Annotated in this window: 30 protein-coding genes and 2 tRNA genes; 12 read left to right on the top strand and 20 right to left on the bottom strand. The window is 38.6% G+C overall.

The window, feature by feature from the left end:
* Positions 1 to 118: 118 nt before the first annotated feature.
* On the bottom strand, positions 119 to 2005 hold the full coding sequence (htpG, locus tag F565_RS0112610; RefSeq protein ID WP_020213599.1) for a molecular chaperone HtpG: 1887 nt from the start codon (positions 2003 to 2005) through the stop codon (positions 119 to 121).
* Between the two features lie 339 nt (positions 2006 to 2344).
* Between htpG and F565_RS0112605 the strand changes: the two genes are divergently transcribed.
* The 4 genes from F565_RS0112605 (at position 2345) to F565_RS0112590 (ending at position 4573) form a co-directional block, all read left to right on the top strand.
* Positions 2345 to 2800, top strand: coding sequence for a lipocalin family protein (locus tag F565_RS0112605; RefSeq protein WP_026300037.1), 456 nt, complete (start codon positions 2345 to 2347; stop codon positions 2798 to 2800).
* Positions 2801 to 2827: 27 nt separating this feature from the next.
* Positions 2828 to 3523 carry a YiaD family glycine zipper/OmpA-like lipoprotein gene (locus tag F565_RS0112600; RefSeq protein ID WP_020213597.1) on the top strand — a complete coding sequence of 232 codons (696 nt, stop codon included), beginning with the start codon at positions 2828 to 2830 and terminating at the stop codon, positions 3521 to 3523.
* Between the two features lie 168 nt (positions 3524 to 3691).
* Positions 3692 to 4045, top strand: a complete 354-nt coding sequence (locus F565_RS0112595; RefSeq protein ID WP_020213596.1) for a DoxX family protein — start codon at positions 3692 to 3694, stop codon at positions 4043 to 4045.
* A 255-nt stretch (positions 4046 to 4300) separates the two neighbouring features.
* Positions 4301 to 4573 carry a DUF2805 domain-containing protein gene (locus F565_RS0112590; RefSeq protein WP_020213595.1) on the top strand — a complete coding sequence of 91 codons (273 nt, stop codon included), beginning with the start codon at positions 4301 to 4303 and terminating at the stop codon, positions 4571 to 4573.
* 44 nt (positions 4574 to 4617) lie between these two features.
* Here the strand turns inward: F565_RS0112590 and F565_RS0112585 are convergent, their stop codons facing one another.
* Positions 4618 to 5067, bottom strand: a complete 450-nt coding sequence (locus F565_RS0112585; protein ID WP_020213594.1) for a cbb3-type cytochrome c oxidase subunit I — start codon at positions 5065 to 5067, stop codon at positions 4618 to 4620.
* A 32-nt stretch (positions 5068 to 5099) separates the two neighbouring features.
* Positions 5100 to 5825 carry a DUF4369 domain-containing protein gene (locus F565_RS0112580; RefSeq protein WP_020213593.1) on the bottom strand — a complete coding sequence of 242 codons (726 nt, stop codon included), beginning with the start codon at positions 5823 to 5825 and terminating at the stop codon, positions 5100 to 5102.
* A gap of 247 nt (positions 5826 to 6072) precedes the next feature.
* On the opposite strand from F565_RS0112580, the gene F565_RS0112575 reads away from it, so the two are divergent.
* Positions 6073 to 6642, top strand: a complete 570-nt coding sequence (locus F565_RS0112575) for a hypothetical protein (protein ID WP_020213592.1) — start codon at positions 6073 to 6075, stop codon at positions 6640 to 6642.
* Positions 6643 to 6694: 52 nt separating this feature from the next.
* Here the strand turns inward: F565_RS0112575 and F565_RS0112570 are convergent, their stop codons facing one another.
* From F565_RS0112570 to F565_RS0112530, 8 genes are all read right to left on the bottom strand, one after another.
* On the bottom strand, positions 6695 to 7471 hold the full coding sequence (locus F565_RS0112570) for a T9SS type A sorting domain-containing protein (RefSeq protein ID WP_020213591.1): 777 nt from the start codon (positions 7469 to 7471) through the stop codon (positions 6695 to 6697).
* A gap of 136 nt (positions 7472 to 7607) precedes the next feature.
* Complete coding sequence (locus tag F565_RS0112560) at positions 7608 to 9521, bottom strand: T9SS type A sorting domain-containing protein (RefSeq protein WP_020213589.1); 1914 nt, start codon at positions 9519 to 9521, stop codon at positions 7608 to 7610.
* A 156-nt stretch (positions 9522 to 9677) separates the two neighbouring features.
* A complete protein-coding gene (locus F565_RS0112555) occupies positions 9678 to 11513 on the bottom strand; it encodes a M61 family metallopeptidase (protein WP_026300036.1) in 1836 nt (611 codons plus the stop codon).
* Between the two features lie 96 nt (positions 11514 to 11609).
* On the bottom strand, positions 11610 to 12029 hold the full coding sequence (locus tag F565_RS21600; RefSeq protein WP_020213587.1) for a PH domain-containing protein: 420 nt from the start codon (positions 12027 to 12029) through the stop codon (positions 11610 to 11612).
* A gap of 26 nt (positions 12030 to 12055) precedes the next feature.
* The gene (locus F565_RS21595) at positions 12056 to 12457 is read right to left on the bottom strand and encodes a PH domain-containing protein (RefSeq protein WP_051087090.1); all 402 of its coding nucleotides are present in this window, start codon (positions 12455 to 12457) and stop codon (positions 12056 to 12058) included.
* A gap of 5 nt (positions 12458 to 12462) precedes the next feature.
* Positions 12463 to 13860, bottom strand: a complete 1398-nt coding sequence (locus F565_RS0112540) for an alpha/beta hydrolase family protein (RefSeq protein WP_020213585.1) — start codon at positions 13858 to 13860, stop codon at positions 12463 to 12465.
* 9 nt (positions 13861 to 13869) lie between these two features.
* Positions 13870 to 14448 (bottom strand): hypothetical protein, encoded by a 579-nt coding sequence (locus F565_RS22410; RefSeq protein WP_020213584.1) that lies wholly within the window; start codon positions 14446 to 14448, stop codon positions 13870 to 13872.
* A gap of 14 nt (positions 14449 to 14462) precedes the next feature.
* Positions 14463 to 14744 (bottom strand): DUF2089 family protein, encoded by a 282-nt coding sequence (locus tag F565_RS0112530; protein ID WP_020213583.1) that lies wholly within the window; start codon positions 14742 to 14744, stop codon positions 14463 to 14465.
* 140 nt (positions 14745 to 14884) lie between these two features.
* Between F565_RS0112530 and F565_RS0112525 the strand changes: the two genes are divergently transcribed.
* Positions 14885 to 15529: a hypothetical protein gene (locus F565_RS0112525; RefSeq protein WP_154652601.1), complete on the top strand. Its 645-nt coding sequence runs from the start codon at positions 14885 to 14887 to the stop codon at positions 15527 to 15529.
* Positions 15530 to 15572: 43 nt separating this feature from the next.
* Here F565_RS0112525 and F565_RS0112520 read toward each other — a convergent pair.
* Positions 15573 to 15646, bottom strand: a tRNA-Thr gene (locus F565_RS0112520).
* Positions 15647 to 15830: 184 nt separating this feature from the next.
* Between F565_RS0112520 and F565_RS0112515 the strand changes: the two genes are divergently transcribed.
* Positions 15831 to 16259, top strand: coding sequence for a hypothetical protein (locus F565_RS0112515; protein WP_020213581.1), 429 nt, complete (start codon positions 15831 to 15833; stop codon positions 16257 to 16259).
* Positions 16260 to 16532: 273 nt separating this feature from the next.
* Here the strand turns inward: F565_RS0112515 and F565_RS0112510 are convergent.
* The 8 genes from F565_RS0112510 to F565_RS0112480 all read right to left on the bottom strand — a co-directional run bounded on the left by F565_RS0112510 (position 16533) and on the right by F565_RS0112480 (position 21418).
* Positions 16533 to 16606 (bottom strand) — tRNA-Thr (locus tag F565_RS0112510).
* Between the two features lie 80 nt (positions 16607 to 16686).
* Positions 16687 to 16953 (bottom strand): hypothetical protein, encoded by a 267-nt coding sequence (locus F565_RS0112505; protein WP_020213580.1) that lies wholly within the window; start codon positions 16951 to 16953, stop codon positions 16687 to 16689.
* Positions 16954 to 17008: 55 nt separating this feature from the next.
* Positions 17009 to 17977 (bottom strand): type I phosphomannose isomerase catalytic subunit, encoded by a 969-nt coding sequence (locus F565_RS0112500; RefSeq protein ID WP_020213579.1) that lies wholly within the window; start codon positions 17975 to 17977, stop codon positions 17009 to 17011.
* Between the two features lie 15 nt (positions 17978 to 17992).
* Complete coding sequence (locus F565_RS0112495) at positions 17993 to 18403, bottom strand: 6-pyruvoyl trahydropterin synthase family protein (RefSeq protein WP_020213578.1); 411 nt, start codon at positions 18401 to 18403, stop codon at positions 17993 to 17995.
* Positions 18404 to 18543: 140 nt separating this feature from the next.
* Entirely contained in the window at positions 18544 to 19068 is a 525-nt protein-coding gene (idi, locus tag F565_RS0112490) for an isopentenyl-diphosphate Delta-isomerase (protein WP_020213577.1), read from the bottom strand.
* Between the two features lie 231 nt (positions 19069 to 19299).
* Positions 19300 to 19449, bottom strand: coding sequence for a DUF2256 domain-containing protein (locus F565_RS22685; RefSeq protein WP_081621338.1), 150 nt, complete (start codon positions 19447 to 19449; stop codon positions 19300 to 19302).
* Positions 19403 to 20737: an ABC1 kinase family protein gene (locus F565_RS0112485; protein WP_020213576.1), complete on the bottom strand. Its 1335-nt coding sequence runs from the start codon at positions 20735 to 20737 to the stop codon at positions 19403 to 19405. Before F565_RS0112485 ends, F565_RS22685 begins: the two co-directional genes overlap by 47 nt.
* Positions 20738 to 20743: 6 nt before the next feature.
* Positions 20744 to 21418 carry a TetR/AcrR family transcriptional regulator gene (locus F565_RS0112480; RefSeq protein WP_020213575.1) on the bottom strand — a complete coding sequence of 225 codons (675 nt, stop codon included), beginning with the start codon at positions 21416 to 21418 and terminating at the stop codon, positions 20744 to 20746.
* Between the two features lie 247 nt (positions 21419 to 21665).
* Between F565_RS0112480 and F565_RS22405 the strand changes: the two genes are divergently transcribed.
* The 5 genes from F565_RS22405 to F565_RS23100 all read left to right on the top strand — a co-directional run bounded on the left by F565_RS22405 (position 21666) and on the right by F565_RS23100 (position 24987).
* The gene (locus F565_RS22405; RefSeq protein WP_052110522.1) at positions 21666 to 22217 is read left to right on the top strand and encodes an ester cyclase; all 552 of its coding nucleotides are present in this window, start codon (positions 21666 to 21668) and stop codon (positions 22215 to 22217) included.
* Positions 22218 to 22367: 150 nt separating this feature from the next.
* On the top strand, positions 22368 to 22730 hold the full coding sequence (locus F565_RS0112470; RefSeq protein ID WP_020213573.1) for a hypothetical protein: 363 nt from the start codon (positions 22368 to 22370) through the stop codon (positions 22728 to 22730).
* On the top strand, positions 22714 to 23544 hold the full coding sequence (locus tag F565_RS0112465) for a helix-turn-helix domain-containing protein (protein WP_020213572.1): 831 nt from the start codon (positions 22714 to 22716) through the stop codon (positions 23542 to 23544). Before F565_RS0112470 ends, F565_RS0112465 begins: the two co-directional genes overlap by 17 nt.
* Before the next feature lie 228 nt (positions 23545 to 23772).
* A complete protein-coding gene (ygiD, locus tag F565_RS0112455) occupies positions 23773 to 24657 on the top strand; it encodes a 4,5-DOPA-extradiol-dioxygenase (RefSeq protein WP_020213570.1) in 885 nt (294 codons plus the stop codon).
* A 3-nt stretch (positions 24658 to 24660) separates the two neighbouring features.
* Entirely contained in the window at positions 24661 to 24987 is a 327-nt protein-coding gene (locus F565_RS23100) for an alpha/beta hydrolase (RefSeq protein ID WP_197062231.1), read from the top strand.
* Position 24988 lies beyond the last annotated feature (1 nt).

The following is a 24988-nucleotide window of genomic DNA, read 5'->3' as shown; positions in this document are numbered from 1 at the left end:
TTAATTCAAAGATAGTGAATTTTGCATTAATCATTTATCTTAAAACTGAAACTCATAGCAAACAAAAAACCTGTAGCTTTCACTACAGGTCTATTACCTCACATCTGTTATCTAATGTCTATTTTATCAGCTCAAAGCTTCTTTTTACAAAAGCAGTAAGCTCTTCGCCTTTAAGCAGGTTTTGGCTTAGTTTAGCAAGGTCTAACGCTTGTTTAACCAATGCTTCCTGGTGCGTTTTATCTTCAGTGTTCAATATGCTTGTAGCAAGTTCGCTGTTAGTGTTAACCACAAGGTTATACATATCAGGGAAATTGCCCATACCAAACATACCGCCACCGCCGCTGGCACTCATTTCTTTCATACGGCGCATAAACTCCGGCTGGGTAATAATGAATGGTGCTGCATTGCTATCTAAAGCCTCCAGCTGAACGCTGTAGTTTTGCTTAGGTACAATTTCTTCAAGAGCCGTTTTTAGCTTTTCTTTTTCGTCTTCGCTAAGTTTAGAAATCTGCAACTCATCTTTATTGATAAGTTTCTCTACATGGTCGCCATCTACACGTACAAACGTTACGTTCTCGTTATCCGCTTCAAGCTTCTGGATAAGGTGCGACACAATAGGAGAATCTAACAACAACACCTGATAGCCTTTTTCCTGTGCAGATACTATATAGCTGTGCTGCGCGTCTTTGTTAGACGCATAAAGCACTACAAGTTTGCCGTCTTTATCGGTTTGTGTGTCTTTCAGGTTTTCTTTAAGCTCTTCAAGCGTGTAGAATTTACCATCTACCGTAGGATACAATACAAAGCTGCCTGCCTTTTCGTAGAATTTAGGTTCGCTAAGCATACCGTACTCTAATACGATCTTGATGTCGTTCCATTTTTGCTCAAAGTCCTCACGGTTCTCGTTAAATAACGATTTAAGCTTATCGGCTACTTTACGGGTAATGTAGTTCGATATTTTTTTAACGGCACCATCGGCCTGAAGGTACGAACGCGATACGTTAAGCGGAATGTCCGGGCTGTCAATCACACCACGAAGCATGGTAAGGAATTCCGGAACAATGCCCTCTACGTTATCGGTAACAAAAACCTGGTTTTGGTACAGTTGTATTTTATCTTTCTGAACCTGAAGGTCGGCAGAAAGTTTAGGGAAATATAAAATACCTGTTAAGTTAAACGGGTAATCTACATTAAGGTGTATGTTGAATAACGGGTCTTCAAACTGTGTAGGGTACAACTCGTGGTAAAACGTTTTGTAATCTTCATCGGTAAGGTCGGCCGGTTGTTTTGTCCATGCCGGGTTAGGGTTGTTTATAAAGGTATCAACCTCTACTTCTTCGGGCTGGTAATCTACCGGTGCATCCGGTGGTACAGGCAGGTTTTCTTTATGGGTACCAAATTTAATAGGCACCGGCATAAACTTGTTGTATTTTTTAAGAAGCTCACGAATTTTAGAATCTTCTAAAAAGTCGAGAGAATCTTCTGCAATGTGCAGTACTATCTCAGTACCACGGGTTGTTTTATCGCTTGGTTCCAGCGTAAATTCCGGGCTGCCATCACATATCCAGTGTACAGCAGGCTCATCTTTATACGACTTGGTAATTATCTCTACTTTTTCTGCCACCATGAAGGCCGAATAGAAACCAAGGCCAAAGTGGCCAATGATACCTGAATCTTTGGCAGATTCTTTATATTTTTCAAGGAATTCTTCAGCTCCGGAGAATGCTACCTGATTAATGTATTTTTCTACCTCTTCGCCGGTCATACCAAGACCCTGGTCTGTAATATAGATTTTCTTAGCCTCTTTATCTACCTTAACCTCTATTATAGGGTTGCCATACTCTACAGCAGTCTCGCCTATGTTTGTAAGGTGTTTAAGTTTAAGAGTGGCATCGGTGGCGTTACTCACAAGTTCACGTAAAAATATCTCGTGGTCGCTGTATAAAAATTTCTTGATTAGGGGAAATATGTTTTCTACCGAAACATTAATTTTTCCTGTTGCCATAGTATAAGGTTTTTTGTTCGTTGTTTTAGTGTTGTCAAATTAAGTACCAAAAATGCATTGGTGACAAATTGGCATTTTAGCATCATTACCCCGTAATCGATAAGTTGAAGTGTTAAAGGAAGATAATTTTAAGAAAACATTAATCGGGTAAAAATAAAAAAAATAATCTTCGGCTTTTACTTTAAAATCAAACATCAGGCTCTCATAGCCTTACATTTATCAGTGCATTTATTACACTATTTCCTGTTAAAAAAATAGCACAGCTATTGTAAAGTAGGCATTAAAACCTGTAACTTTATACCAATAAACAAGTAAGATAACCTAAACGTATTACAAATTATGAAAAAGTTTTTAGCACTATGCATGATGGTGGCATTGTTTGCCTCGTGCGGGTCGTTAGACCAGAAATCGCAGACTGGAATTAAAGGTAACTGGACAATATCTAACGTGTCGTACCCGGGTTCTGATTATATTAAAGTAACTTCTTTTGATGTTGCCGACTCTAAATGCTTTGTAGGCAGCTCGTGGAATTTTATATCTAACAATAATAAAGGTACCATGAACCTTACCTCATCTGGTGCAGGATGCCCGTCTTTTACCAGCCCTATTGTATGGACGGTTACTAAAGCAGGCACTTTTAACCTTAAAATTACCGAAGGCCAAAAAGCAAAACGTGTAACCGAAGGTTATATACTTACTATAAGGAACCAGACAGAAAACTCTTTTGACCTTGTAGATAATATAAGCGTGGGCGGTAAAAATGTAGAGGTTGTATACAGCTTCTCTAAAGTTTAAATTCAATAAACACAAATTATAATAAGCATGAAAACAACAAAAATTTATATCCTGGCGCTTGCCTTTATTGCAAGTATGGGCATAACCTCTTGCGAGTCTGTTAAAAACACCAACAATACACAAAGAGGTGTAGGTATAGGTGCTGCCGGTGGCGCTGTTATAGGCGGTATTTTAGGCAACAACATAGGTAAAGGCGGTAACACGGCACTGGGCGCAATTATAGGCGGTGTTGTAGGTGGTACAGCCGGTGGCCTTATAGGAAACAGGATGGACAAACAGGCCCAGAAAATAGATGAGGCGCTTCCGGGAGCTGAAGTTGAAAGGGTGGGCGAAGGTATTAAAATTACACTGGGTGAAAACTCTGTAAATTTCGACCTTAATAAAGCTACGTTAACATCTACAGCTAAGGCTAACCTTGATAAACTGGTTCCGGTATTTAACGAATACCCCGATACCAACATACAGATTTTTGGTTACACTGACAGTAGTGGTAGCGATGAGTACAACCTTAACCTTTCTAACCAGAGGGCTGCTGCCGTAAAAAGCTACTTAGGCGGTAAAGGCATTAAAAGTGCAAGGATAGAAGCTAAAGGTATGGGCGAAGCCGACCCGATTGCTGACAATACTACTAAAGATGGTATGGCAAAAAACAGGCGTGTAGAGTTTGCTATTACTGCAAACGAAAAAATGGTACAGGACGCCCAAAAAGAGGCTAAACAATAATATAGTTATTCAGCTATGTGCGTAGAGGCTGCCAATTGGCAGCCTTTTTTGTTCTATTACTGATAGGACAAGAATTTTAAGTATTCATTTCCTGATAATTTGTGAAATTCGTGTCTGGCTCTACTCTTAAACTTTAAATTTGTTAACTTTGAGATAAACACTACTCTTATGACCTTACCCTGGCACTTGTACATAATGGCAGCCATTTATATTTTGGCGGGGTTAAACCACTTTAGGGTGCCCAGATTATACCAGCGCATGATTCCTCCCGCCCTGCCATCGCCTAAAGCGCTGAACTTTATTAGCGGCATTGCCGAATTTTTATTAGGCGTCGCGCTGTGTATTCCGGCAGTATCGTCATGGGCAGCGTGGGGTATTATTGCATTACTTATAGCCGTGTTTCCTGCTAATATTTATATGTACATAAATGAGCGCGTTGGCCTTGGAGTTCCTAAATGGATATTGCTACTGCGCCTGCCGCTACAATTGGCATTAATAGCCTGGGCATATTTGTATACTTAAATGGTAGATTATTCGTAAACCGCAACATGTATATTTGACTCTTACTTTAAAAACTTTAAGTTAAAACACGACTTAATTAAATTATTTCAAAGATTTTGCAACAAGAATACTAAATTATGGTTATGCAGGCAACCTCTTTTTATCAAATTGTGAAAAAATACTATACCCACTCATCTTATTAGATTTTTTAGTAATATTGATAAAACGAATTTCTTAAACATTTAACCTATTTACCTGATTTAATTTTTTCACGTGATGAAAAAGAGTAGCCGTGCCGAACTGGACAGGGAAGCGTTAGACAAGATTGTTGCGCTGGCCCAGGAAGAGAAAAAACCTTTTGATGAGATTAAAACCCAATATGGATTGTCTGAAAAGGAAGTGACAGATATTATGAAGAAGAAGCTATCGCACGATAACTTTGAACTTTGGAAGAAAAAGACGGCAGCCAAAAAACCAAAGCCAAAACCGCTTAATAGTTTTGAGGATGATGGGCTGGATTCTAAGTATTACATCAGAAACAAGTTTTAAAACTGTAAAGCAAACACATATAACAAAAAAGCATAACCCGCGGGTCATGCTTTTTTTCGTTTTATAAGGCTTATAAGTATGTTTACAGGAAAAAGAAATTGTACAATTACAACAGTGAGAAAAATACCCATCAGTATTTTATAATAAAGCTGGTAATTATCCAATACTACATAAAGCGGCTCTTCACTTTTATATTCAATGTACATATTAAGCAGCAAATATGCCGGTAACCCCAAAACAGTAATTACCGTATGCACTTTAGTTAGTTTTTTATTTAGCAGGATATTTTGCTTATAAAAAAACCAATAGCAAACCCCTAACATAAAATAGATAAAAGCAAGGAATAGCGAAAAATGAAAAGTTGCCATTACCAGATAGATATCTTTAACATTAATATCTACAGTACTGTTTGTTGATATTAATTGCAGCAGGCCTCCCACTGTAAGTATGAGCAATGCCGTTATCCAGAAATACATGTGTGCTTTGTGTTTCATAACAACAATTATTAATGGATGTATATCTTAAATTACTGCGCCGGAGCTGCTTCAAGCTTTTTACGTTCTGCAATAACATCTGTAAGCATTTTACCATAGCGTGATTTTGCCACTTTAGGGGTCATGCTTTTATTAATGGTATCAAGATATTTTAAATTGATATCCTGCGCAATTTCAGATATTGCTACATACGGCCCAACTTCATGATCGGCGTGGTTAAGCGCAAAGTTTGCGGTGTGCAGGTAGCGGCGTTTTTTTAACTGGTCTGCTTTTAAGGCAATGCTATCCTGCCTTGCCACGTTTTTACCCGCCTCATAGCTTAGCTTAGTAAGGTCGAGGTTATCGTTAACAAACTTATTTTTTACTGCTTTAAACTCTTCATACAGCTTTTGGTTTTCAGACCCTGTAATTTTTGCTTTGCCAAAAAATTCGTCTTTTGTGGTTTCTATTTTTATATTGCCGGGTTCGGCAAAAAACGGTAAATCGTTATCTACAGATGCTGTTTTAACCCTGTCAATTACCAAATACAACATCTCCGGCGAATCGATTTTTAAGTGGCTTTCAAAATGAGAATCACCATCTATAACAATGGTATCTATGTTTACAAGTGCTGTATCATTATACTTTTTTATAAAAAGCTGCCCTTTTTTAAAGCCTTTAATGTTTCCTGTAATGTGCACATTAGCATCGCCGTGGTCTTCTTTTTTACAGGCAACAATAACCAACAATGCCGCAAGGGCAAGAAATGTATTTTTCATGAAATGTATATGCGTTAAAATCTCCGCAAAGTAATAAAAAATATGTATTCATCAATCGTGTGCGTAAGCAAATAAACAAGCCATTATTTACAGGTATTTTAGTCAATAATATTACAAACAATATCTGTTCAGGATAAAAAGTTTTCACAAAATAAGCATTTGCTTTACATATAATATAAGAAAGCTTTAATATTTTATTTGGAATCTTCCTTTTTGAGGTTTGTAACTTTGGGTAAAACGACTAACTATGAAAACAATTTACTCTAAGATAATTGATAATGTAAAAAAAGAGATAGCAAATGCCGATGACGCCCAGCTAAAATCTGACCTTTACAAGGAAGAACTTCAGGAAGATTATAACATACAGCCGCCGGAACTGCAAAAAGACTTACTGTCGGTAGAAATTAAATCTAAAACCCTGACCGACAATAACGCCCCCGAAGGTTTTGATTACCATGAGGGTGATGTTGTAAACTATGCCTATTATAGTATTCCCATAAAAGGCGACCACAACCTCCTGAAACAAAAAATTGAAAGCCTGCTAAAAGCAAGTAACAAATTCGCAATAGTAAAAGGATTTCTTTTTATTGAGGAATATTACTTTGAAAAGATAGAAAACAATGATGCTGCCATTGCCTCTGTAAAAGCCGCTATGCTAAAAGATGTAGCCTTTATAGAGCAATATATACAGGAGGTAAATACTGAGATAGAAACTTTTAAAATAACATTACAAAACGAAATTAATACAGAAATTGCCATTGAATTAGACAAGCGCAGGATAAAACAGGAAACAATAAATAAGCTTAATCCTTTTTAATTACAAAAAAAGTGAGCATCCGGCCCACTTTTTTTTGTACAACTATTAAAAATCAATTGATTATTAGCTTCTTAATGGTTTTAACATTATCGCTGTTTATTATCTCCGTGAGATAAGTACCCGTTGCTAAGGCAGAGGTATCTATAGTAACGCTTTGGGCATTTGCATTTACTCTAAAGATAGTTTTACCGGCAAGGTCATATATATTTACCGATGTAATAACACTACCACCTGCTGTCATGTTAAAACTGTTTTTAGTAGGATTAGGATAAAGTACAATATTGCTTAACGTATTATGGCCTATACTTGCCACATCGCAATTAAGTGCGTTAGGCCCTGTAGTGCCGGCTGGGGTAAACATAAGCGTAGCTGGTTGATTGCTTGGGTTTGTAACCATTACAATGTAGTGTGTACCTGCAACAGCATTAGGCATTGTAAATACCTCTGTGAGGCTTTCAGAGTTACTGCAACCCACTTGCGTATTAGGATTAAGATTTTCATGCCCGCAAGCCTCCGCATTTTCAAATGGTCCCCATGCAATAAAATTTACATCAAGAGATTCGCCGCTATTATGAGTCTGATTTATTGTTACACTAACAGTGCCGCTCTCGCCTATGGGTAAAGAGAACCAGCTGGGATTAGGAGTTGTATCTAGGCATCCATAAGAAAGAGCCGATTCTTCGCTGGCAGCAGGCACATTTACAGAATTCACATATGGGAATTCAAGCCCATTGCATAGCGAGTGAGGAGTTTCGCATGTTAATCCGTCGTTTTGCGCGTAAACAAATTGCCCGGCAAAAGTCAGGGCTAATAGTAGTATTCTTTTCATAAGTGTTGGTTTGGTAATTAAACATTTAAACCATTCATTACCCTACCCTGCTGCTGCACTTTTAAACAGTTATGCCGATAAAGCAAAAACCCCTGCCGGATTATCCGACAGGGGTTTGGATTATGATTATTAATCATTATTCTATTAGCAATTTCTGAACGGTTTTAGCTCCTGCATTATTTACTACTTCTACAAAATAGGTTCCCGATGCAAATGCAGCACTGTCTATGGTAAGGCTTGCTGCATTAGCTTTAGTTGTGTAAATAGTTTTACCTGTAAGGTCATATATTTTTACCGCAGCAATAGTATCGCTATTAGCTGATGCCGTAATATTAACAAGGTTTTTAGCAGGGTTAGGGTACAGTACAAAACTATTAGCCACAACCGGTTTAACTGCCAATGCCCTTTCTACAAATTCAGACTCGAATGTGTTTGTTACAATTGCAGGGTTAAAGTCAAAATAAATATCGGCAGAGTTTGGTATGATATCGCCTACTTCATAACCCGGTAAAGGTTTTACCCTAAAGTAAATATAACCGTGGCTTGCAGGCTCGTTATCCTGAGATGCCGGCAGGTAAATATTATTAAACGTCCAGGTAAGGTGATTGTTTTGCCTGTCCATAGTAAAGTCATGGCTTGAACGTATAACCTGTACCGTACTATAGTCAAACTGTGTACCCAGTAGATCTTCTATCCTTGCATTACGCGCATGGTATGTACCCGTATTCTGGAAACGTACCGTGTAATATAAATAATCAGCATCATCAAAAGTATTTATCTCAATTTCCCTGCCTCTTGATTCTGTAATATCATTAGGGTCATAAGAACCCACAACTTCGCGAACAGAGGTAGAGGTGTTATCTTCCGGTTCCACATCGTCTTCTAATGGAGTAACGGTTACCGTTGCAGTAACTAAATCTCCCAGTGCTACATCCGGCAATAACGGCACCTGTACACTTACATATAGTACAGCCGTTTCAAAAGGCTGCAGGTTAGTAAAAGTATATTCAAAACCTGTAGCTGTAGGGGTTACAATAATCGGAACACCTCCAAGATAAACTTCTAAAATCTCAAAACCAGGTTCAATTGTAAAGCTTACTGTGCCTGTAGGCAGTACTCCCACCCCGGAGTTTGTATAAGTAATGGAGTAATCATAACTAAACCCTGGTATCGGCGGGCCTAAAGCGATGATACTTGTATTTAAATCATGGTAATCTCCTGTTGATACCACAGGGAAATTATAAGTAACTATATTGTTAGCCTCTTCTACCGCCAAATTAGTATACGATGGTGTTGTAACCGTATAATAAGCCGCAAATTGTGGAGATACCTCATAACTTACATCATACACATTAGTCAGGTTTTGGTCATAAATAGTAAAATCACCGCTAAACGCTGTTACATTATGGACATTGCCATCTGCATTTGCTTCATAAATAAAATTACCATAAGGAAAACTTATCTCGCCTGTATCCTGGGTGCCATTTGCATTAGCATCTAAAAAGGCGTTAAGATTAATACCGGAGCAATTTAATACGCCCTGCGGGCCCACATTAGTACCACCTGTATTCTCTATAGTTATAGTACCGGGCTGGTTACTAAAATTAGTTATCAGGATCATGTAATAGTCACCTTCTGTAGCTCCTACTATAGTAAAAGTTTCTATAGGGGCAGTAGAATAGCTGCATCCAACCTGCGTTTCAGGCTTAAGGTTTTCTGGGCCACATACACCGTCAAGGCTGTTAAACGGACCCCAGCATATAAAATCTACATCAATATAGGCTCCAGTATCGCTTATTTGAGTCATTGTAAAAGTTAAATCTCCGCTTTGGCTGATTGGCAGGTAAAACCATGCGGGATTTGGCGTGGTAGCAAGGCAACCAAATGAGGCTACCGATGTAGAATCGGCACTTACAGCATTTATGGTGTTTTGAAATGGCTCACCAAGGGCACCGCAAAGTGAATAGGCTGATTCGCAGGTGGCTGCTGTGTTTTGGGCATAAAGGCAATTGCCTAACGCAAAAAATGTTAAGAGTAGTAATTTTTTCATAGTAAAGATTGGTTTCCACCAAATTACAAAAAAACTTAACACGCTCACTATCTTACAATTAAAATATTTAACAATTTCTTATTAATCAAAAAATCCCCGGCAAATCGTATTTGCCGGAGATTATTCTTAATAATATGCCAATAAAATGGTTATTTATTAACCTTTAAGCCATGCTTCCCTAAGCTTAGCTTTAGAAGCCTCGGTAGCATGATAGCCTTCTACCTCATCTACAGGCAGTTTCACTTTTCCTTTCACAACACTTTCCTTACCATCATGTTTAATTTTTACACTTATAGCCTCGCCATCTTTCCACGTTGTGCTTGCCGTGATCATATCATAAATATTATCAAGGTTATAAGCCGTATCGTTAATAGCAAGTATAACATCGCCTTTTGCTATACCAAGTGTTTTAAAAAATTCATTAGGCTCTATATCCGGCCTTAAAAATATTTCTTTACCCTGATTAACCGTAATATAAGGTTCTGTTTCTCCTTTTATAAACGGGTTGCCCGGTTTTTTTATCATGGTTTTTGTAACACCCATTTTAGCAAAATAGGTATCATAAGGTATTGGCGTAGGGCCTGCAACGTATGTTTTTAAGAATTCGCCAACGGCAGGATATGTTAGTGATGTTATTTTAGCAAACAAATCTTCGTCGTTAAACGGTTTGTTATTACCATACTCTTTGCTTAATGCCTGCATAAGGCTAAGTATACCTCTTTGCCCATTGCTGCTTTCGCGCATTTGTATATCTATACACATTGCAATAAGCGCACCTTTTTGATACACATTTACATAAGCAGCCTTGTATGGTTCTTCTAATACATTTTTACTCATTTTAGTAAACGGCATAGTATCATCAAACCTTTTTGCACCGGCAATTTTCTCGGCAATACGGGTAAAGAAAGCATCTTCATCTATAAGCCCCTGGTTAACCTGAAAAAGGTTAGCAAAATATTCGGTTACACCTTCGTACATCCAAAGGTGCTCGCTCATTTTAGGATTGTTATAATCAAAGAACTGTATTTCTTTAGAGTGTATGCTAAGTGGCGTTACAATGTGAAAGAACTCGTGAGAAACTACATCTTTTAATGTTTCTTCAAGCTGCTCTATAGGCATTTGTTCCGGCAGTACCACCGTGGTAGATGTAGGATGTTCTAACGCGCCAAAGCCCGTTGCATCATCTTTACCTCCTGTAGAAAGGTAAATTTGAACCGCATATTTTTTTGTGCTGTTTATAGGCCCAAGGAATTTTTTCTGAGCCCTCATCATTTTCTCCATTGCCGGAGTAATTTCTTTGGCCGATACTTTACCGGTAGGCGAATACACGCTTATAAGTATCTCCATACCATCTACAGTAAATGTAGTATAATCCGGCTTAGAGTACATTATTGGGTGCTCTACAAGGGCTGGATAGCGTGGCTCTGTAAACACATCCACATCTGTAGCTGCATTGGTGTCTACCATAGATGTAGCGCCCCAAAGCGTAGCAGGGTGTGTAATGGTAACTTCATAAGGCACCTCTGTCCTGTCTTTAAAATAGCCAACAAAGCCATGTGTGTTAAGCACAAAGTTTTGGTTTGCCAAAATATTTGTACCCGATGGCGAGAAAATAGGATCTTCTTTTTCCGACTCGTTATCGTAGCTGTCGTTAACAAGGTAAGTTACTTTAGCCAGTTTTTTCGCTCCGGTAATATTCCATGAATTTTCATCGCCTTTAGTAACAGTAAGCTCTTTGCCATTCTTATCAAATGCCTTAAAAGCTTCTATAAAAGTGCCGTAATTATCTACGCTGTAGGTTCCCGGTACGGTTTTAGGAATGTAATATGTAGTAACATCTGTGGTAAAAGGCTGCGGAATAACCGTTACCAGTACTTTGTCATCTTTAACATCTTTAAGGTCTATACTTACCTTAACGTCTTTGCTTTTCTGGGCATGGGCTACAGTGCCCATGGCTAACGCTAAAGCCAGCGTACAGATTATTCTTTTCATAAATTAGGTTTCTTGTTACATGTAAGTCGAAATGCCCTTCGATTTGTTACACCCTAAAGATAAAAAAATATCGGTACAGCAGCTTAAACGTAAATATTACCCCTTTTTATTTCTGGGTACAAATACAATATTGGGATTGACAGACTGCAAATGACCTATAAAACCCGCTTTGTCTTTTGGAGAAATTATAACTGTGCCGTTATTATAATATACCTGAAGCCTGTCTAAAGAGGCTGCCGGAGAGCTAATGGGATTATATGTTTCCACAACTTTGCTAATAGTTGTAATGCTTACTTTTTTATTAACGATAAACCCACTTTGCACGCGCAACATAATACCGTCTATTGTATAGCGTGTTGTAGCTATAAGGTGCACTACAAAAATGGTAACAATTATTAATACGGGCAAACCTGCATAGTCTTGTTTTGCAATTGCAGCATAAAAGCCCGGCACCGTTGCCGTTATTAAAATAACCATAAGCCACACTCCTATTTTAGACGGGTATACTTTTTTCATAATCCATAATTTAGTTCGAAGCCTTTTTAACCCTCATAAACAATAGCAGGGTTTATACTTTTTAAATGATTTATAAAAGCGTCTTTATCTTTTGGTGAAATAACCACGCTGTCGTAGCCATTAAAAAATAGCTCAATACGATCTGTAGATGATGCCGGAGCGGTAATGAGGCTGTTTGTTTTTACAATTTTCCGGAATGCTTTTATACTAAAAATTTTGTTGTAAAAAGGCCCCGATTTTATAGTTAGATTTTCTCCTTCCACAATATAACGGGTTGTAAAAAGCGTATATGCCACAAGAACAAAAACAGGGGTTATAATTAGTATTGCCGGCCAGGAATCATCAAAAAGCATAAGGAGCGAGCAGGCAGTGTATACTACTGCAAGCACACTAACCATGCCCACCCCTATTTTAGATTTGTAAACCATGCATACTATTTTACCTGTTTAAGTATCCATCCTGATATTTCGGCCAATGCAGCAGGGGCAAAAGTTTCTTCGATATCGCCATAGTCAGACGGCAACCCTGTGGCGCTCGTTTGGAACAGGTGGTTTAAGCCCGGGAATGATTTTATGGTTACTTTTTTATTCCCGCCTTTATCAGCTGCACGCTTTATGGCATCAAGATTAGCTTTATAAGGCACCTGCAAATCGTTCTCGCCATTAATGGCCAGTATAGGGCATTTTAGTTTTTCTATGGCAGGCGCAGGGTTATACCTTAAAAAGTAAGTAAACCATGGCGATGTAAGGTCATCTACCTGTGCGGTAATAAGCTCGTTTACCTGTGCTGCCGGAATACCTTTAGAAATAAACAACGGCCTTAGCTGCTCATTAAATACTGCGGTTACTTTTACTTTCATGGCAGCCTGGTCTTTTTCTGTTTTAATAACGCTATAGGCATTTTTAAGAATAACGCTCATTTTGTTAAGTTCTTCCTCTTGCATGCCACCAGCTTTATTTATAAGGAAATTTTGGAGTACCATAAGCTCATCTCCCGGTATACCTGTACCCGCTATAAGTACTACAAAGGCAACATTAGGGTTATTACCCGCAACTATTGGGGCAATAACACCACCCTCGCTATGCCCGGCAAGCCCTATCTTTTTTTTATTTATTTCTTTACGGGTAAGCAGGTAGTTAAACGCAGCCTCGGCATCTGTTGCAAAATCAGCCGCGGTAGCACCTTCAAATTCCCCGCCGGATGCTGCTGTGCCCCTGTCGTCATATCTTAATACCGCAATACCATTACGCGTAAGATAGTCTGACAGCACAAGGAACGGCTTGTGCCCTAAAAGTTCCTCGTCACGATTTTGTGGGCCACTACCGGTTATTAAGATTACAGCAGGATAGTTAGCACCTTCTTTTTTAGGCAATGTAAGTGTACCCGCAAAAGTAATTCCTGCTTTTTCATTTTTAAATGTTACAGCTTCCTCATAGTACGGGTAGGGCTTAACAGGCTCCTGTGGCCGTACCAGTGCTGCTACTTTAACCTCTTTACGGCCAAGTGTTAGTGCCATAGGATAGTTGTTTTGCGTAAAAGTCCCTACAAACTCACCGTTTAAAAGTTCTCCCTTATAATCAATATTTCCGGCAGGTATGGCAAACGTAAGCGTATTGCTCATAAAATCTATAGTTGTAACCGGTATGTCTTTCGCACTCTGGTCAGGGCTATCCATAGTTGCCGCATAGCCGGTAGCCGGTTTTGTAATGTTAATATCTATGCGCAGCTTGCCGCCCGGAAAAGTGAGCAGGCCATGCCATGCTCCGGTAATATCCTGCGCTGTAAGCACCGTACTAAAAAGAAGGACAAGTAAGAGGAATGATTTTTTCATGATGATATATTAGTAGTTAATAGAATACACAATAATCTCGGCAACTATGCCGGCAAAAAAGATACTTACGCCAAATGCTATTTTATGTGTGGTAGATTTTAAGTTGGTAGCGGTTTTAAAGCCGTTATATAGCAAGGCGACAATCCATACTAAAAAACATATAGCGAACAAGCTAAAGAACAGCAGGCCGGCATATTCTACAGGCGAAAAATTTGTAGCTACAGTATTGGCAGAAGCCGCTCCCTTATCCATAGTATTAATAAGGCCGTTTACATTACCCAGGGTAAGCAAATACATAGGGCTGCGCCCTATAAGTACGGTATTTAAAATATCTATAAGCCTTGTTTTTTTATTAATGACGAGTCCTAATACATAGAATACTATGAACAGGGAAAAAGTAGCTATGCCACTATCTATAAACGACTGGGCTATGGTTACGTTTATTCCTGCACCTATATGCAGTACACCGTCTACACGACATTTAAGCAGGTAGCTTAACAGGCTGCCGCCAACGGTTAACGCAACGCCCAGTATAAAAAGCTGGATTTCGGTAAATTTTTCAAAAGGGTTAATAATAATTTTCTTCATGAGGTAAGGTTGGTTTATTCTTGTGGCATAATGGTTTTTAGTTTGGCTATAAGGTCGTCCAGGCGGTTGCGCACCGTGGGGTAGCTTATACCCAACCGCGAAGCCATCTCTTTAAGGCTGCCGCTGGTTAAAAAAAACTGCAGTATAAAGGCCTGGTCATCTTCGGGCAGGCGCACTAATCCTGGTAGTGAGAACATCCCTGACACCTGTGTACTGCACGATGGGCACGTAAGCTGCGATACATTAAGGCCGCTGCTGCAACTGGGACATGTAACAGGAAGTTTAGATAATTGCATAACACTTAAATTATATAACAACAAATATAAATAAAATTAATATAAAACTAAACAAAGTTAAAATTAATTTTAACTTTAAACTATTATTAATAATTAAAACTGCACCAAAAAGCTTTATATTTGAATTTACTCCACAATTCATGAAAATACTTAATCTATTTCAGCTCTTTTTATTTGCGTCAATGTGTAATGCACAGGATACTCTTATTTATTCCCAAAAAGATGCATCTATGTTTAGCAACTATTACTATCTGTATCCAAAAACAAAAACATTTGAACATAAATTTAGTACAGACGACATGCAAATCTGGTACGGATATGGTACGTTTACAATAAAAGGTAATAAAATAGCATTCGTATTTGGAGAATCTTATGACAGGCATACACAAAAAAGGATAAACCAAATTTATGATACTGCTAAAACAAGTGATACATTACAAATAACATTTAAAGACAGTGCAAGTTCACCTGCCTTTGCAACTCTACGATACAAGGACACATTTTATTACAGCGATATTGAATCAGGCAACATTACAATTCCTAAAAAAATATTTGAAGAAGATCCGAATCCATCAATAGCAATTTACGGATTTAATAAATTAGAGCTTAATAATTTGGCTCATTTAAAAGAAGTAGAAATTACAATGCACGACTTTTTTATAAGATACCATTATGAATCCAACTTTACAAGGGAATTAATTTACAAGGGGAACAAATTAAAATCAAAAGATTTTTATAGCACGTCCCGAAAAAGACGAGTTCAATTTTTGTTAGAAAAGAAATAAAACTACAAAACCGCTTCAGTTTCCTGAAACGGTTTTTTTATTGAGCCGATAGAGGGACTCGAACCCACGACCTGCTGATTACAAATCAGCTGCTCTAGCCAACTGAGCTACACCGGCGTTCTCAATACGGGTGCAAATATAACAAGGTTTTTTAATATTCAAAGCATTATTATGTATTGTGGTGTTATTTTTTTAGCACAAACATTACAAAATCATTGACTGCAATACGCAAATAGCTTTTAATGTGTAAATTGGCATAAAATGTTAACTGCAATAAACCATCATTTTTTTTTAATTTTTCATGAAACAGTTTTTATTACCCATAAGCTTATGCTTACTGCTTGCATCATGTGCTAAAGAACAAAAAGAAACCACTATAAAGAAAGTTAGCGATACAATTGTTGTTACCAAAGCAGCTCCTGAAACAATAAAGGAAACCGTTTTACAGAATACTGTCATTAATCCTAAATACAACCCGGAAAGCCTGTACGGTATCTGGACTTTAGACAATAATGGACCGCATGCTGATTTTGAATTAACAAAAAAATCGTTTTATGTGGTGGATCATGATGGCGATGGCAATATGCCTTATACTCTTAAACATGACACACTTACCGTTATGTATGCCGATTATAAAAGTACAGGCGTAATTAAAAAAGTAGTCAAAGATACTATGGTAATTAATTGGGACAATACCAGCGATGTAGTTTATATTACCTGGAAAGGGTAATCAATATATTTAAGCAGCCAAATATCCTAAAATTATTTTGTCACGCAAAGGCTCAGAGTCGCAAGCTAAAAAGCACCGTGCTGTGCTAAAAGCGACTGGTAAGTAACAAAGCTTTGCGACTTAACAGTCGATGAGACACACCAGCTTATACATTCCCGCTTTGCGCCTCTGCGCCTTTGCGTGACATTTTTATAAATTGAACCATAATAATTAACACATCATTCCCTCCTAAACGACAAAACCGCCTCAGTTTCCTGAAGCGGTTTTTTATTGAGCCGATAGAGGGACTCGAACCCACGACCTGCTGATTACAAATCAGCTGCTCTAGCCAACTGAGCTACACCGGCATTCTCAATACGGGTGCAAATATAATAGTAGATTTTAAATTTCCAAAATGATATTTGCACTTTTTATTGATATTTTTCGCTTAAAGTGTCTGTAGCTTTCCAATAAGTTGGTTAGCAGACTCTTCCAGCTTTTTACTTATTTGCTTAAAGTGTGCTTTTTTATTTTCAACATTTTTAGCGTTAACCTCTTTGATAAGGCTGTCAAAAGTTGTAATAGCCTCGTCTATAAGCGCTTCTGATTTATCAGTAGCCTCACCACCAGCAGATAATTCAGTAATATATACTGCTTCGATGATATCGCCTAATACAAAATTGATATCTTTCTTTAAATTTTTAACACTTGCCATTTCTTAATGATTTTAATTTCAGCCGCAAAACTACGATTTATCCTTCACTAATTTGTTAAGAAATATATATTTCTAACAATGTTGCCCTGCCGTTAAGCGTAAAAGCCTTTAAAGCCGCAGGAATTAGCACTGTATCACCTTTCTTAAAACTATAGGTTTCGCCCTCTGCATCAATGCTATATTCACCTTCTGTGCATATATACACATTAAAACTCTTGCCGTCTTTAGTAATATCTGCACTTCCCTCAAGCGGAAAATAGTTTGTGGTAAAGTATGGGCAATCAACCGTTACGTTACTTTCGTTAATATTTTTTGTGTACTCTTTTTTAGTATCGGTGGGGTTGTAGTTCATGGCTTCAAGCGCCTCTTCAACATGCAGCTGGCGGCCGTTACCGTTAGCATCTACCCTGTCCCAGTCATAAATACGATACGTAATATCGCTCGTTTGCTGAATTTCGGCAATAACGATACCTGCACCAATAGCATGTATAGTTCCGGTTTCTAAAAAGTAAACATCACCTTTTTTTACCGGCTGCTCATTAAGGATGTCTATCAGGTTTTTATTTTTAAGCTTATCCAGGTATTCTTCCGGGCTCGATTTTTCTTTAAAGCCCACAATAATGCGCGAACCCTCATCGGCCTGCATTACATACCACATTTCGGTCTTGCCAAAAGAGTTGTGGCGTTTTTTAGCCAGCTCATCGTTAGGGTGTACCTGAATGGAAAGATCTTCTTTAGCATCTAAAAACTTAAACAGTAACGGGAATTGCGTGCCAAACTGTTCGTGCACTTTAGTACCCAGCACCTCAGCAGGAAATTGCTCTAACAAATCGGTTAATGGTTTACCCGCATACTCGCCCTGTTTTACAACACTAACGTTATCCTGCACGGTAGACAGTTCCCAGCTCTCGCCGGTAGTTTGCGTAGGGATGTTTTTGCCAAGGTCGGTTTTAAGTTTAGTGCCTCCCCAAATCCTGTCCTGCAGTATGGGTTCAAATACCAGTGGGTACAATTTTATGCTCATAGTAAGTTTTTTGGTTTAGTTTCCTTTATAGGTTACAAAATTTCTTGGTGTTTCATACAGGGTTACCTCAATATCGTGTGCAGGGTTTATGCGGCTGCGCATCCTGTTCCATATTACTACCACAATATTCTCGGCAGTAGGGTTAAGGTCGGCAAACTCCGGCACATCAAGATTAAGGTTTTTATGGTCAAAAGGAGTTTCTACCTCATCGGCAATAATATCCTTTAATATTTTAATATCAATAACATAGCCTGTTTCCGGGTCTACCTCTCCGGTTATACCCACAATCAGTTCATAATTATGCCCATGATAGTTAGGGTTATTGCATTTACCGAAAACAGCATTGTTTTGCTCCTCTGTCCAGTCCTTTCGGTACAGGCGGTGGGCAGCGTTAAAGTGGGCGCTTCTGCTTACGGTTACTTTCATATTTTCTTAGACACGAATTTCACTAATTATTTCTATATGCTTATTTTACCACATAGAGACATCGTTTTATATTGATTAAAAAGGTTTTATCAGGACACAGAGCCAGGCTTAGCCTGTTGTCTTTATTCTCCCTTTGGGGGTTAGGGGGCCTGCTCTAAAAAATGGTAAAACTCATCAAATATGATCCTGAACCAAACGGTATAACTATCGGGGTTGGCCTGCATATCGTCTTTTACATCCTCAATAGCCATCCATTTCCAGCTTTCGGCTTCCTCGGGGTTTATCTGCGGTGCATCATTATAGTAGCCTATCATAACATGGTCAAACTCATGCTCTGTAAGGCCATTATCAAACGGGGCTTTGTATATAAAAGAGAACAGCTCTTTAAGCTCTGTGGTAAAACCCATTTCTTCCTGTAACCTGCGGGTGCCTGCGGCAATGTTGCTTTCGCCGTCGCGCTGGTGGCTGCAGGTAGTATTGGTCCATAACAGGGGCGAATGGTATTTTTCGGCAGCACGCTGTTGCAACATGATCTCGTTATTTTTGTTAAGCACAAAAACTGAGAATGCACGGTGCAGCAATGCTTTTTCATGAGCTTCCATTTTTGGCATCAGCCCTATGGCTTCATCCCTGTCATTTACCAGTATTACTTGTTCTTCTTCCATAATTGCAAATAGCTTTCAAAAATAAGAAAAACTTTGCGAAAATGAAGTGGTTTAACTTTTTGTTGTCGGCAATTTCACAGAGATAAACATGAGATTGATAGTTAGACACTAATTTCACAAATCATCACTGATATAATACCGATAAATTTTGGAGTTACATAAAAGACACAAAGATTAAAAAGAAAAACCACAAATTTCACAATTCAAAATTCGTGAAATTTGTGGTTAAAATTATTTAGATTTCCTGCAACCATCGCTGCAGTATTTTACCTCATCCCAGTTTTTCTCCCACTTTTTGCGCCAGGTAAATTCCCGGCCGCATGTAGCGCAGGGCTTAGACGGCAGATAGCTCTTGTTGCCCTTGTAAGTGGTACTTTTCATAATCATTTATTTTTATGATAGAACCCAGGTCGGCAAGGAGGCTGTATAATCCAAAGAACATGCGGTTTACATATATAAAATGTTTAGAACCGCGGTTACCGTTCATTTTGCGAAGGGTTTTATCGTTGGCAAACTTTTCGCTCAAGGCAGCAATAGCATCGGTAAAGCTTTTATCAGAGAAATCGAATGTTTCACTTTGGTAAGGCCTTGTAAAAACTGTAAGCAGGTCTTTAAACAACGCTGCAAAAAAGTCGGCATCGGCAGGAGAATCATTTGCTTTAAGCACTTCGAGCTCGGTCAGTTTTTCCCTGAATAGTGCTTCATTCTCTAACGTGCCTTTCTCTATCAGTTCGAAATACGGAATGTAAAACGAATCGGGTATTTTTTTCATACACCCAAAGTCTATTGCAATAAGTTGTCCCTTATTATCTACAAGGAAATTACCGGGATGCGGATCGGCATGAAAAAATTTCAACTTATGTATCTGGAACATATAAAAATTAAACAAAGCCTGCCCTATTGTATCACGTTCTTCCTGGCTGTGGTTTTCTTTACAATATTCAGATAGGTGAATGCCCTCCATCCAGTCCATTGTAATTATCTTTTCGCACGAAAGCTTAGGGTAATATTTAGGGAACCTTATGTTTTCTATCTGTTCGCAGGCTTCACGCACAAACTCACTTTGCTGTAACTCTAAAGTATAATCGGTTTCTTCGGTTAACTTATCTTCAATCTCCTGAAAATACTCATCAGATGTTCCCTGAAGATTAAACATGCGTATGGCAATAGGTTTTACAATGGCAATATCTGTACTAATGCTGTCGCGCACTCCGGGATACTGAATTTTTACCGCCAGCTCCTTACCGTCTTTTTTAGCTTTGTGCACCTGCCCTATGCTTGCTGCATTTATAGAGTCGGCACTAAATTCGTCGAACAATACATGCGGGTCTGTACCAAAATATTTCCTGAAGGTTTTTATAACCAGCGGTGCCGATAAAGGCGGTACAGAAAACTGGCTCAGCGAGAACTTTTCTACATAGCTTTGCGGCAGCAGGTTTTTTTCCATACTAAGCATTTGGGCTACTTTAAGTGCACTGCCTTTAAGCTCTTTAAGGCCGTCATAAATATCGGCGGCATTGTTTTGGTGCAGGGTGTCTTTGGTTAGCTCCGGGTTAACCATTTTGTTCCCGTAATATTTAAGGTAATTCCCCCCTACCTTCACACCTGTGGTAACCAGTTTGGCCACCCTGTCAATCTTATTTGTGGGGATAGAATCTAATCTTTTCATATAGGGTTATGCCGTAAATTTTTCTTTATAAATAAATTTCCCAAGGTCGAACAGGCTTTTAAGCGGTGAATTGTACACCAGATCTGCCGATGCCTTAACCGATTTTTCGATAAAAATATCGGTCTTTTCAAAACCTGGCGATGTGTCTTTTATCCAAAATTTAAAGATGGATAAATACTGAAGCCATGCTGCCTCGCGCAATGCATCGCCCTGAAATTTATCGGCACGCTGGTTAGGTATATCAAATGGCTTATCTAAAATTGCCTGTGCATATACGGTAAACTCTTTGCGAAGCTCTTTAAGCTTAAGCAGGTTTTTACCCGGCGACCCGCCTTCTTCCAGGCTGTACAGCACATAACTCCTGTTTGCCGTAGCGATCTCGAAGAAGGTAAAGTAAAATGCCGATAATTTGTCTACTCCTGTAAAGTCATTGTAAGTGGGCGACTGTTCAAGTGTTTCAAGGGCATGGTTAAACATTTCTACAAAAAAGAAACGTTCCAGCGAATCGAAAGACGCAAAGTATTTATAAAAATCGGCTTCTTCAAAACCATTCTCTTTTGCAAACTTATAAACCGTGGCAGGCTTATGCCCGTGCATAAGGCAATAGTCTGTGTATCTTTCTATAATGTCAGCTTTATTAAACTGTAGGGGTTCTGTAGTTATTATTTTTTTTGTAGCCATAATTAATTTCAGATTTATGTTTTTAGATTCAGATTAACCCTGACGCTAAAACAATTAAGTGTATAACAAATTTAATATCTAAATAAACACAACATGCTTGTTATCATGTTAATAATCGTTCAAAAAAAATGAAAGTTTACTTAGGTATACCATTGTGCTTCAACATACTAAAAATACCTATTATTAGGTATTGCCAAAACCTCCATAATTAAATACATTTACCTATTAACCAGTAAATTACACCACAATGAAAAAACAATCTTTGCTTTTTGCCTTTACTCTATGCTCCCTTATGGCCGTATCGTGTAAAAAAAATGTTTCGGTAGATGTTTCGACTGACGGTACCACTGCTGACAGTAGTACTACCGCAGATAAAAATATAGCCACTGTTAAAAAAATGAATAAAGCGTATGTTAAAAATGACATACCAAATATTTTTAAAAATCATGCCGAAAGCTTTACCGAATATGGTGACGGCTCTTTTGAACCTGAAGAATTTAAAGGCACCGACTCTCTTATAGTGTATCAAAAAGAATGGGCTACTGCTTTTCCTGATTTTAAAATTGAGAACGATAAATACTATAGTGATGGAAATGATGTTGTTGTAGTATCTGACTGGAGCGGCACCTGGAAAGGCGATTTTAAAGGGCAGAAACCTACGGGCAAATCGTTTAAATTTAAAGATGCCGAAATTTACACGCTTAAAGATGGCAAAATAACCAGCCACCGCAGCATTATGCCTATTAAGCCTATAGCCGAAAGTACCGGTTTTGTATGGCCCACAGAAAAGAAAAAATAGTTTAGTTTTATTATTTTAGCCTCCGCAAAAGCGGAGGTTTTTTTATCAGTTTATAACAAGATCGGTAGTAGTAAAATGTTAGAAGTGCTATTTTACCTTACATTGTCAGGGAATGTTTATATTAGCTTTTTCATACCCTAAGCATTTACCATGACCGGCAAAAAAAAATATATGACAAGTTTAATACTGCTGTTGCTAACCGGCACGGTTGAGTTTTTTGTCTGGTTTATGATTGACGGCCCCGGTCAGGGAATGTTATTTTTGTTAACAATGTTAGCCTTCAACATAATAATTGCAAGTGTGCTTAACCTTATATATTTTTGGCAGTCAAAACAAAAATTTGTTACTTTCTTATTGCCTGGAGTACTGCAAATTATTGCAATATTTTTTTATTCAGAAAACCACCTCGTATTTTATCTAAACATTGTAATACCACTGGTTAACCTTACAATCGGCTTATACTATTTTTCCCATTCACGTAAAGCAATTTCTCCCATTGACCCCACTCTTTAAAATATATCGCCTTACCCCCGAAGAAGCCCTACGCATAGAAACGCAGCCTAATAAGCCGCATAATCATGATTTTGAGGAACTGATTATTGGGATAGAGGGTGTGCTGGAACATTTTATAGATTTTAAGACCGAGACTTACACTGCACCATTTGTAAGTTTTATTACTAAAGGCAAAATACATCGCGTGAGGCCAGGGTTAAATAATGACCGTTGCGACATGTGGGTAATACGCTTTGCGAGCGAGTTTATACCTGACACTACTTTTAGGCTCTACAGTTTTTACCATGACTATGCCACCATAAGTACACAAAAGGGTAACTGTTTTAACCGTATGGCAGCACTGTGCGATATGATGCATAATGAAATGCTGGCTCACGTGCCTGACTATCCTGTTATACAACATTTACTATCTGCCCTGTTTGCCATGGTAGAATCTGAACGGAAAAAGATAGATGGTGAGAACAGCAACGACACATTAAAAACCAACAATATTACCTTTAAAAACTTTTTAGCCTTGCTGGAAGAAAACTTTCGAAGGGCTAAAGGTGTCGAATTTTACGCATCAAAACTATTTATGACGGCGCGTAGCCTCAACCTAATTTGCCAGAATATTTTACAAAAAAGCGTATCGGAAATTATTGAGACCCGCAAACTTATTGAAGCTAAAAACCTGTTGATACATACTGACAAACCAATATCTGAAATTGGTTACGAACTGGGTTATAACGAAAAAGCTTACTTTACAAGCGTTTTTAAAAAACGGTCCGGCCAGACGCCAAGCCAGTTTAGGGAAGAGATGCAGAAAATTATATAGGCAATAGGCAATAGGCAATAGGCAATAGGCAAAATTATAAAACACGCAATTGATAATACTTTAGTTTTTAAATTTTAAATTATTAAATACTTTTTTGGTCATTGCAAATTGCCCATTGCCTATAGTTAGCTTTCTTCCAAAATCTACTACTCTTTTACCAAAAAGTAATACCACACTGCCCTGTTTAATAGCGACCTTTGTATTGTAAATAAAAGGAGACCGATTATTATGGACCGTAAGCAATTTTTACAAACTCTTAGCGCACTGCCTCTTGCCGGTGCAGCAGTACAGTTAGCTGATTTAGGTAAGCTAACCGGCAGCTTAGCCGCTACACAAATTATGCCTGCCCTGTTTTTAGGCCATGGCAGCCCTATGAATGCTATTGAAGAAAATGAATTTGTAGCTAATTTTAGAAAAATAGCTAAAGAAATACCTAAACCTGTTGCCATACTATGTGTATCTGCGCACTGGGAAACGCGTGGCACCTTTGTAACAGCCATGAAAAACCCGCCTACCATTCACGATTTTGGCGGATTTCCAAAGGCACTGTTCGACGTGCAGTACAATGCACCCGGAAGCCCGGCGCTGGCACAGCAAACTAAAGAACTTATTACCTCTATAAGTATTGGGCTGGATGACAAGTGGGGACTTGATCATGGCGCATGGTCGGTCATTAAACACCTGTACCCTAATGCCGATGTGCCTATTATACAATTCAGTATTGATTATACCAAGCCGCCGCAATACCATTATGACCTTGGCAAACAACTGGCTGCACTCCGTAAAAAAGGCATCCTTATTATAGGCAGTGGCAACATTGTGCATAATCTGGGGCTTATGGACTGGAAGAACATCCATACCGATAATTTTGGGTTTGACTGGGCTGTAGAGGCTAACGAGAAAATGAAAGGCTTTATAAAAAGTGGCGACCACAAGCAGCTCATCAACTTTAAGAGCCAGGGTAAAGCGTTTGAAAAGGCTATCCCGTCGCCGGAACATTACCTGCCGCTGCTGTATACCCTTGCTCTTAAAGGTGAGAACGAGAACGTGAGCATCTTTAACGATAAGGCCGTGGCGGGATCACTCACCATGACTTCGGTTAAAATAGGATAAGCCATGAAATTACTTATAACTTTATTATTTGCCCTAACTATGCAGGCACAAACCACTACAGAAGCTTTGCACTACCTTGTGCGCCAACCCAAAATAAAAGCGGCACACCCACCCGTACTATTTTTACTGCATGGCGTGGGCAGCAACGAGAAAGACCTTTTTAGCTTTGCCCAAAACCTGCCCGATAAATACCTTGTCATTTCGGCAAGGGGGCCTTTAACGCTGGGAGCAAACCGTTATGGCTGGTTTCACGTAGATTTTAAAGACGGCAAGCCCAACATGAATTTTGAAGAACAGGAAGCAAGCCGCAAGCTGTTGATTACCTTATAGG

Origin of the sequence: Flavobacterium rivuli WB 3.3-2 = DSM 21788 (assembly GCF_000378485.1) — a bacterium.
Taxonomy (GTDB): domain Bacteria; phylum Bacteroidota; class Bacteroidia; order Flavobacteriales; family Flavobacteriaceae; genus Flavobacterium; species Flavobacterium rivuli.
The sequence above is the reverse complement of the archived record's forward strand: the minus strand, read 5'-3'. Positions and strand labels throughout refer to the sequence as shown.

Coding starts and splice junctions, on each gene's coding strand:
- F565_RS0112590 (WP_020213595.1), top strand. CDS start 4,301: ATGAAAAAGAGTAGCCGTGCCGAACTGGACAGGGAAGCGTTAGACAAG.
- F565_RS0112500 (WP_020213579.1), bottom strand. CDS start 17,977: ATGAGCATAAAATTGTACCCACTGGTATTTGAACCCATACTGCAGGAC.
- F565_RS0112605 (WP_026300037.1), top strand. CDS start 2,345: ATGAAAAAGTTTTTAGCACTATGCATGATGGTGGCATTGTTTGCCTCG.
- F565_RS0112540 (WP_020213585.1), bottom strand. CDS start 13,860: ATGAAAAAATCATTCCTCTTACTTGTCCTTCTTTTTAGTACGGTGCTT.
- F565_RS0112470 (WP_020213573.1), top strand. CDS start 22,368: ATGACCGGCAAAAAAAAATATATGACAAGTTTAATACTGCTGTTGCTA.
- F565_RS0112495 (WP_020213578.1), bottom strand. CDS start 18,403: ATGAAAGTAACCGTAAGCAGAAGCGCCCACTTTAACGCTGCCCACCGC.
- htpG (WP_020213599.1), bottom strand. CDS start 2,005: ATGGCAACAGGAAAAATTAATGTTTCGGTAGAAAACATATTTCCCCTA.
- ygiD (WP_020213570.1), top strand. CDS start 23,773: ATGGACCGTAAGCAATTTTTACAAACTCTTAGCGCACTGCCTCTTGCC.
- F565_RS21595 (WP_051087090.1), bottom strand. CDS start 12,457: ATGGTTTACAAATCTAAAATAGGGGTGGGCATGGTTAGTGTGCTTGCA.
- F565_RS0112580 (WP_020213593.1), bottom strand. CDS start 5,825: ATGAAAAATACATTTCTTGCCCTTGCGGCATTGTTGGTTATTGTTGCC.
- F565_RS0112480 (WP_020213575.1), bottom strand. CDS start 21,418: ATGGCTACAAAAAAAATAATAACTACAGAACCCCTACAGTTTAATAAA.
- F565_RS0112595 (WP_020213596.1), top strand. CDS start 3,692: ATGACCTTACCCTGGCACTTGTACATAATGGCAGCCATTTATATTTTG.
- F565_RS0112505 (WP_020213580.1), bottom strand. CDS start 16,953: ATGGCAAGTGTTAAAAATTTAAAGAAAGATATCAATTTTGTATTAGGC.
- F565_RS23100 (WP_197062231.1), top strand. CDS start 24,661: ATGAAATTACTTATAACTTTATTATTTGCCCTAACTATGCAGGCACAA.
- F565_RS0112530 (WP_020213583.1), bottom strand. CDS start 14,744: ATGCAATTATCTAAACTTCCTGTTACATGTCCCAGTTGCAGCAGCGGC.
- F565_RS21600 (WP_020213587.1), bottom strand. CDS start 12,029: ATGAAAAAAGTATACCCGTCTAAAATAGGAGTGTGGCTTATGGTTATT.
- F565_RS22405 (WP_052110522.1), top strand. CDS start 21,666: ATGAAAAAACAATCTTTGCTTTTTGCCTTTACTCTATGCTCCCTTATG.
- F565_RS0112525 (WP_154652601.1), top strand. CDS start 14,885: ATGAAAATACTTAATCTATTTCAGCTCTTTTTATTTGCGTCAATGTGT.
- F565_RS0112485 (WP_020213576.1), bottom strand. CDS start 20,737: ATGAAAAGATTAGATTCTATCCCCACAAATAAGATTGACAGGGTGGCC.
- F565_RS22410 (WP_020213584.1), bottom strand. CDS start 14,448: ATGAAGAAAATTATTATTAACCCTTTTGAAAAATTTACCGAAATCCAG.
- F565_RS0112515 (WP_020213581.1), top strand. CDS start 15,831: ATGAAACAGTTTTTATTACCCATAAGCTTATGCTTACTGCTTGCATCA.
- idi (WP_020213577.1), bottom strand. CDS start 19,068: ATGGAAGAAGAACAAGTAATACTGGTAAATGACAGGGATGAAGCCATA.
- F565_RS0112560 (WP_020213589.1), bottom strand. CDS start 9,521: ATGAAAAAATTACTACTCTTAACATTTTTTGCGTTAGGCAATTGCCTT.
- F565_RS0112600 (WP_020213597.1), top strand. CDS start 2,828: ATGAAAACAACAAAAATTTATATCCTGGCGCTTGCCTTTATTGCAAGT.
- F565_RS0112585 (WP_020213594.1), bottom strand. CDS start 5,067: ATGAAACACAAAGCACACATGTATTTCTGGATAACGGCATTGCTCATA.
- F565_RS0112575 (WP_020213592.1), top strand. CDS start 6,073: ATGAAAACAATTTACTCTAAGATAATTGATAATGTAAAAAAAGAGATA.
- F565_RS0112555 (WP_026300036.1), bottom strand. CDS start 11,513: ATGAAAAGAATAATCTGTACGCTGGCTTTAGCGTTAGCCATGGGCACT.
- F565_RS0112570 (WP_020213591.1), bottom strand. CDS start 7,471: ATGAAAAGAATACTACTATTAGCCCTGACTTTTGCCGGGCAATTTGTT.
- F565_RS22685 (WP_081621338.1), bottom strand. CDS start 19,449: ATGAAAAGTACCACTTACAAGGGCAACAAGAGCTATCTGCCGTCTAAG.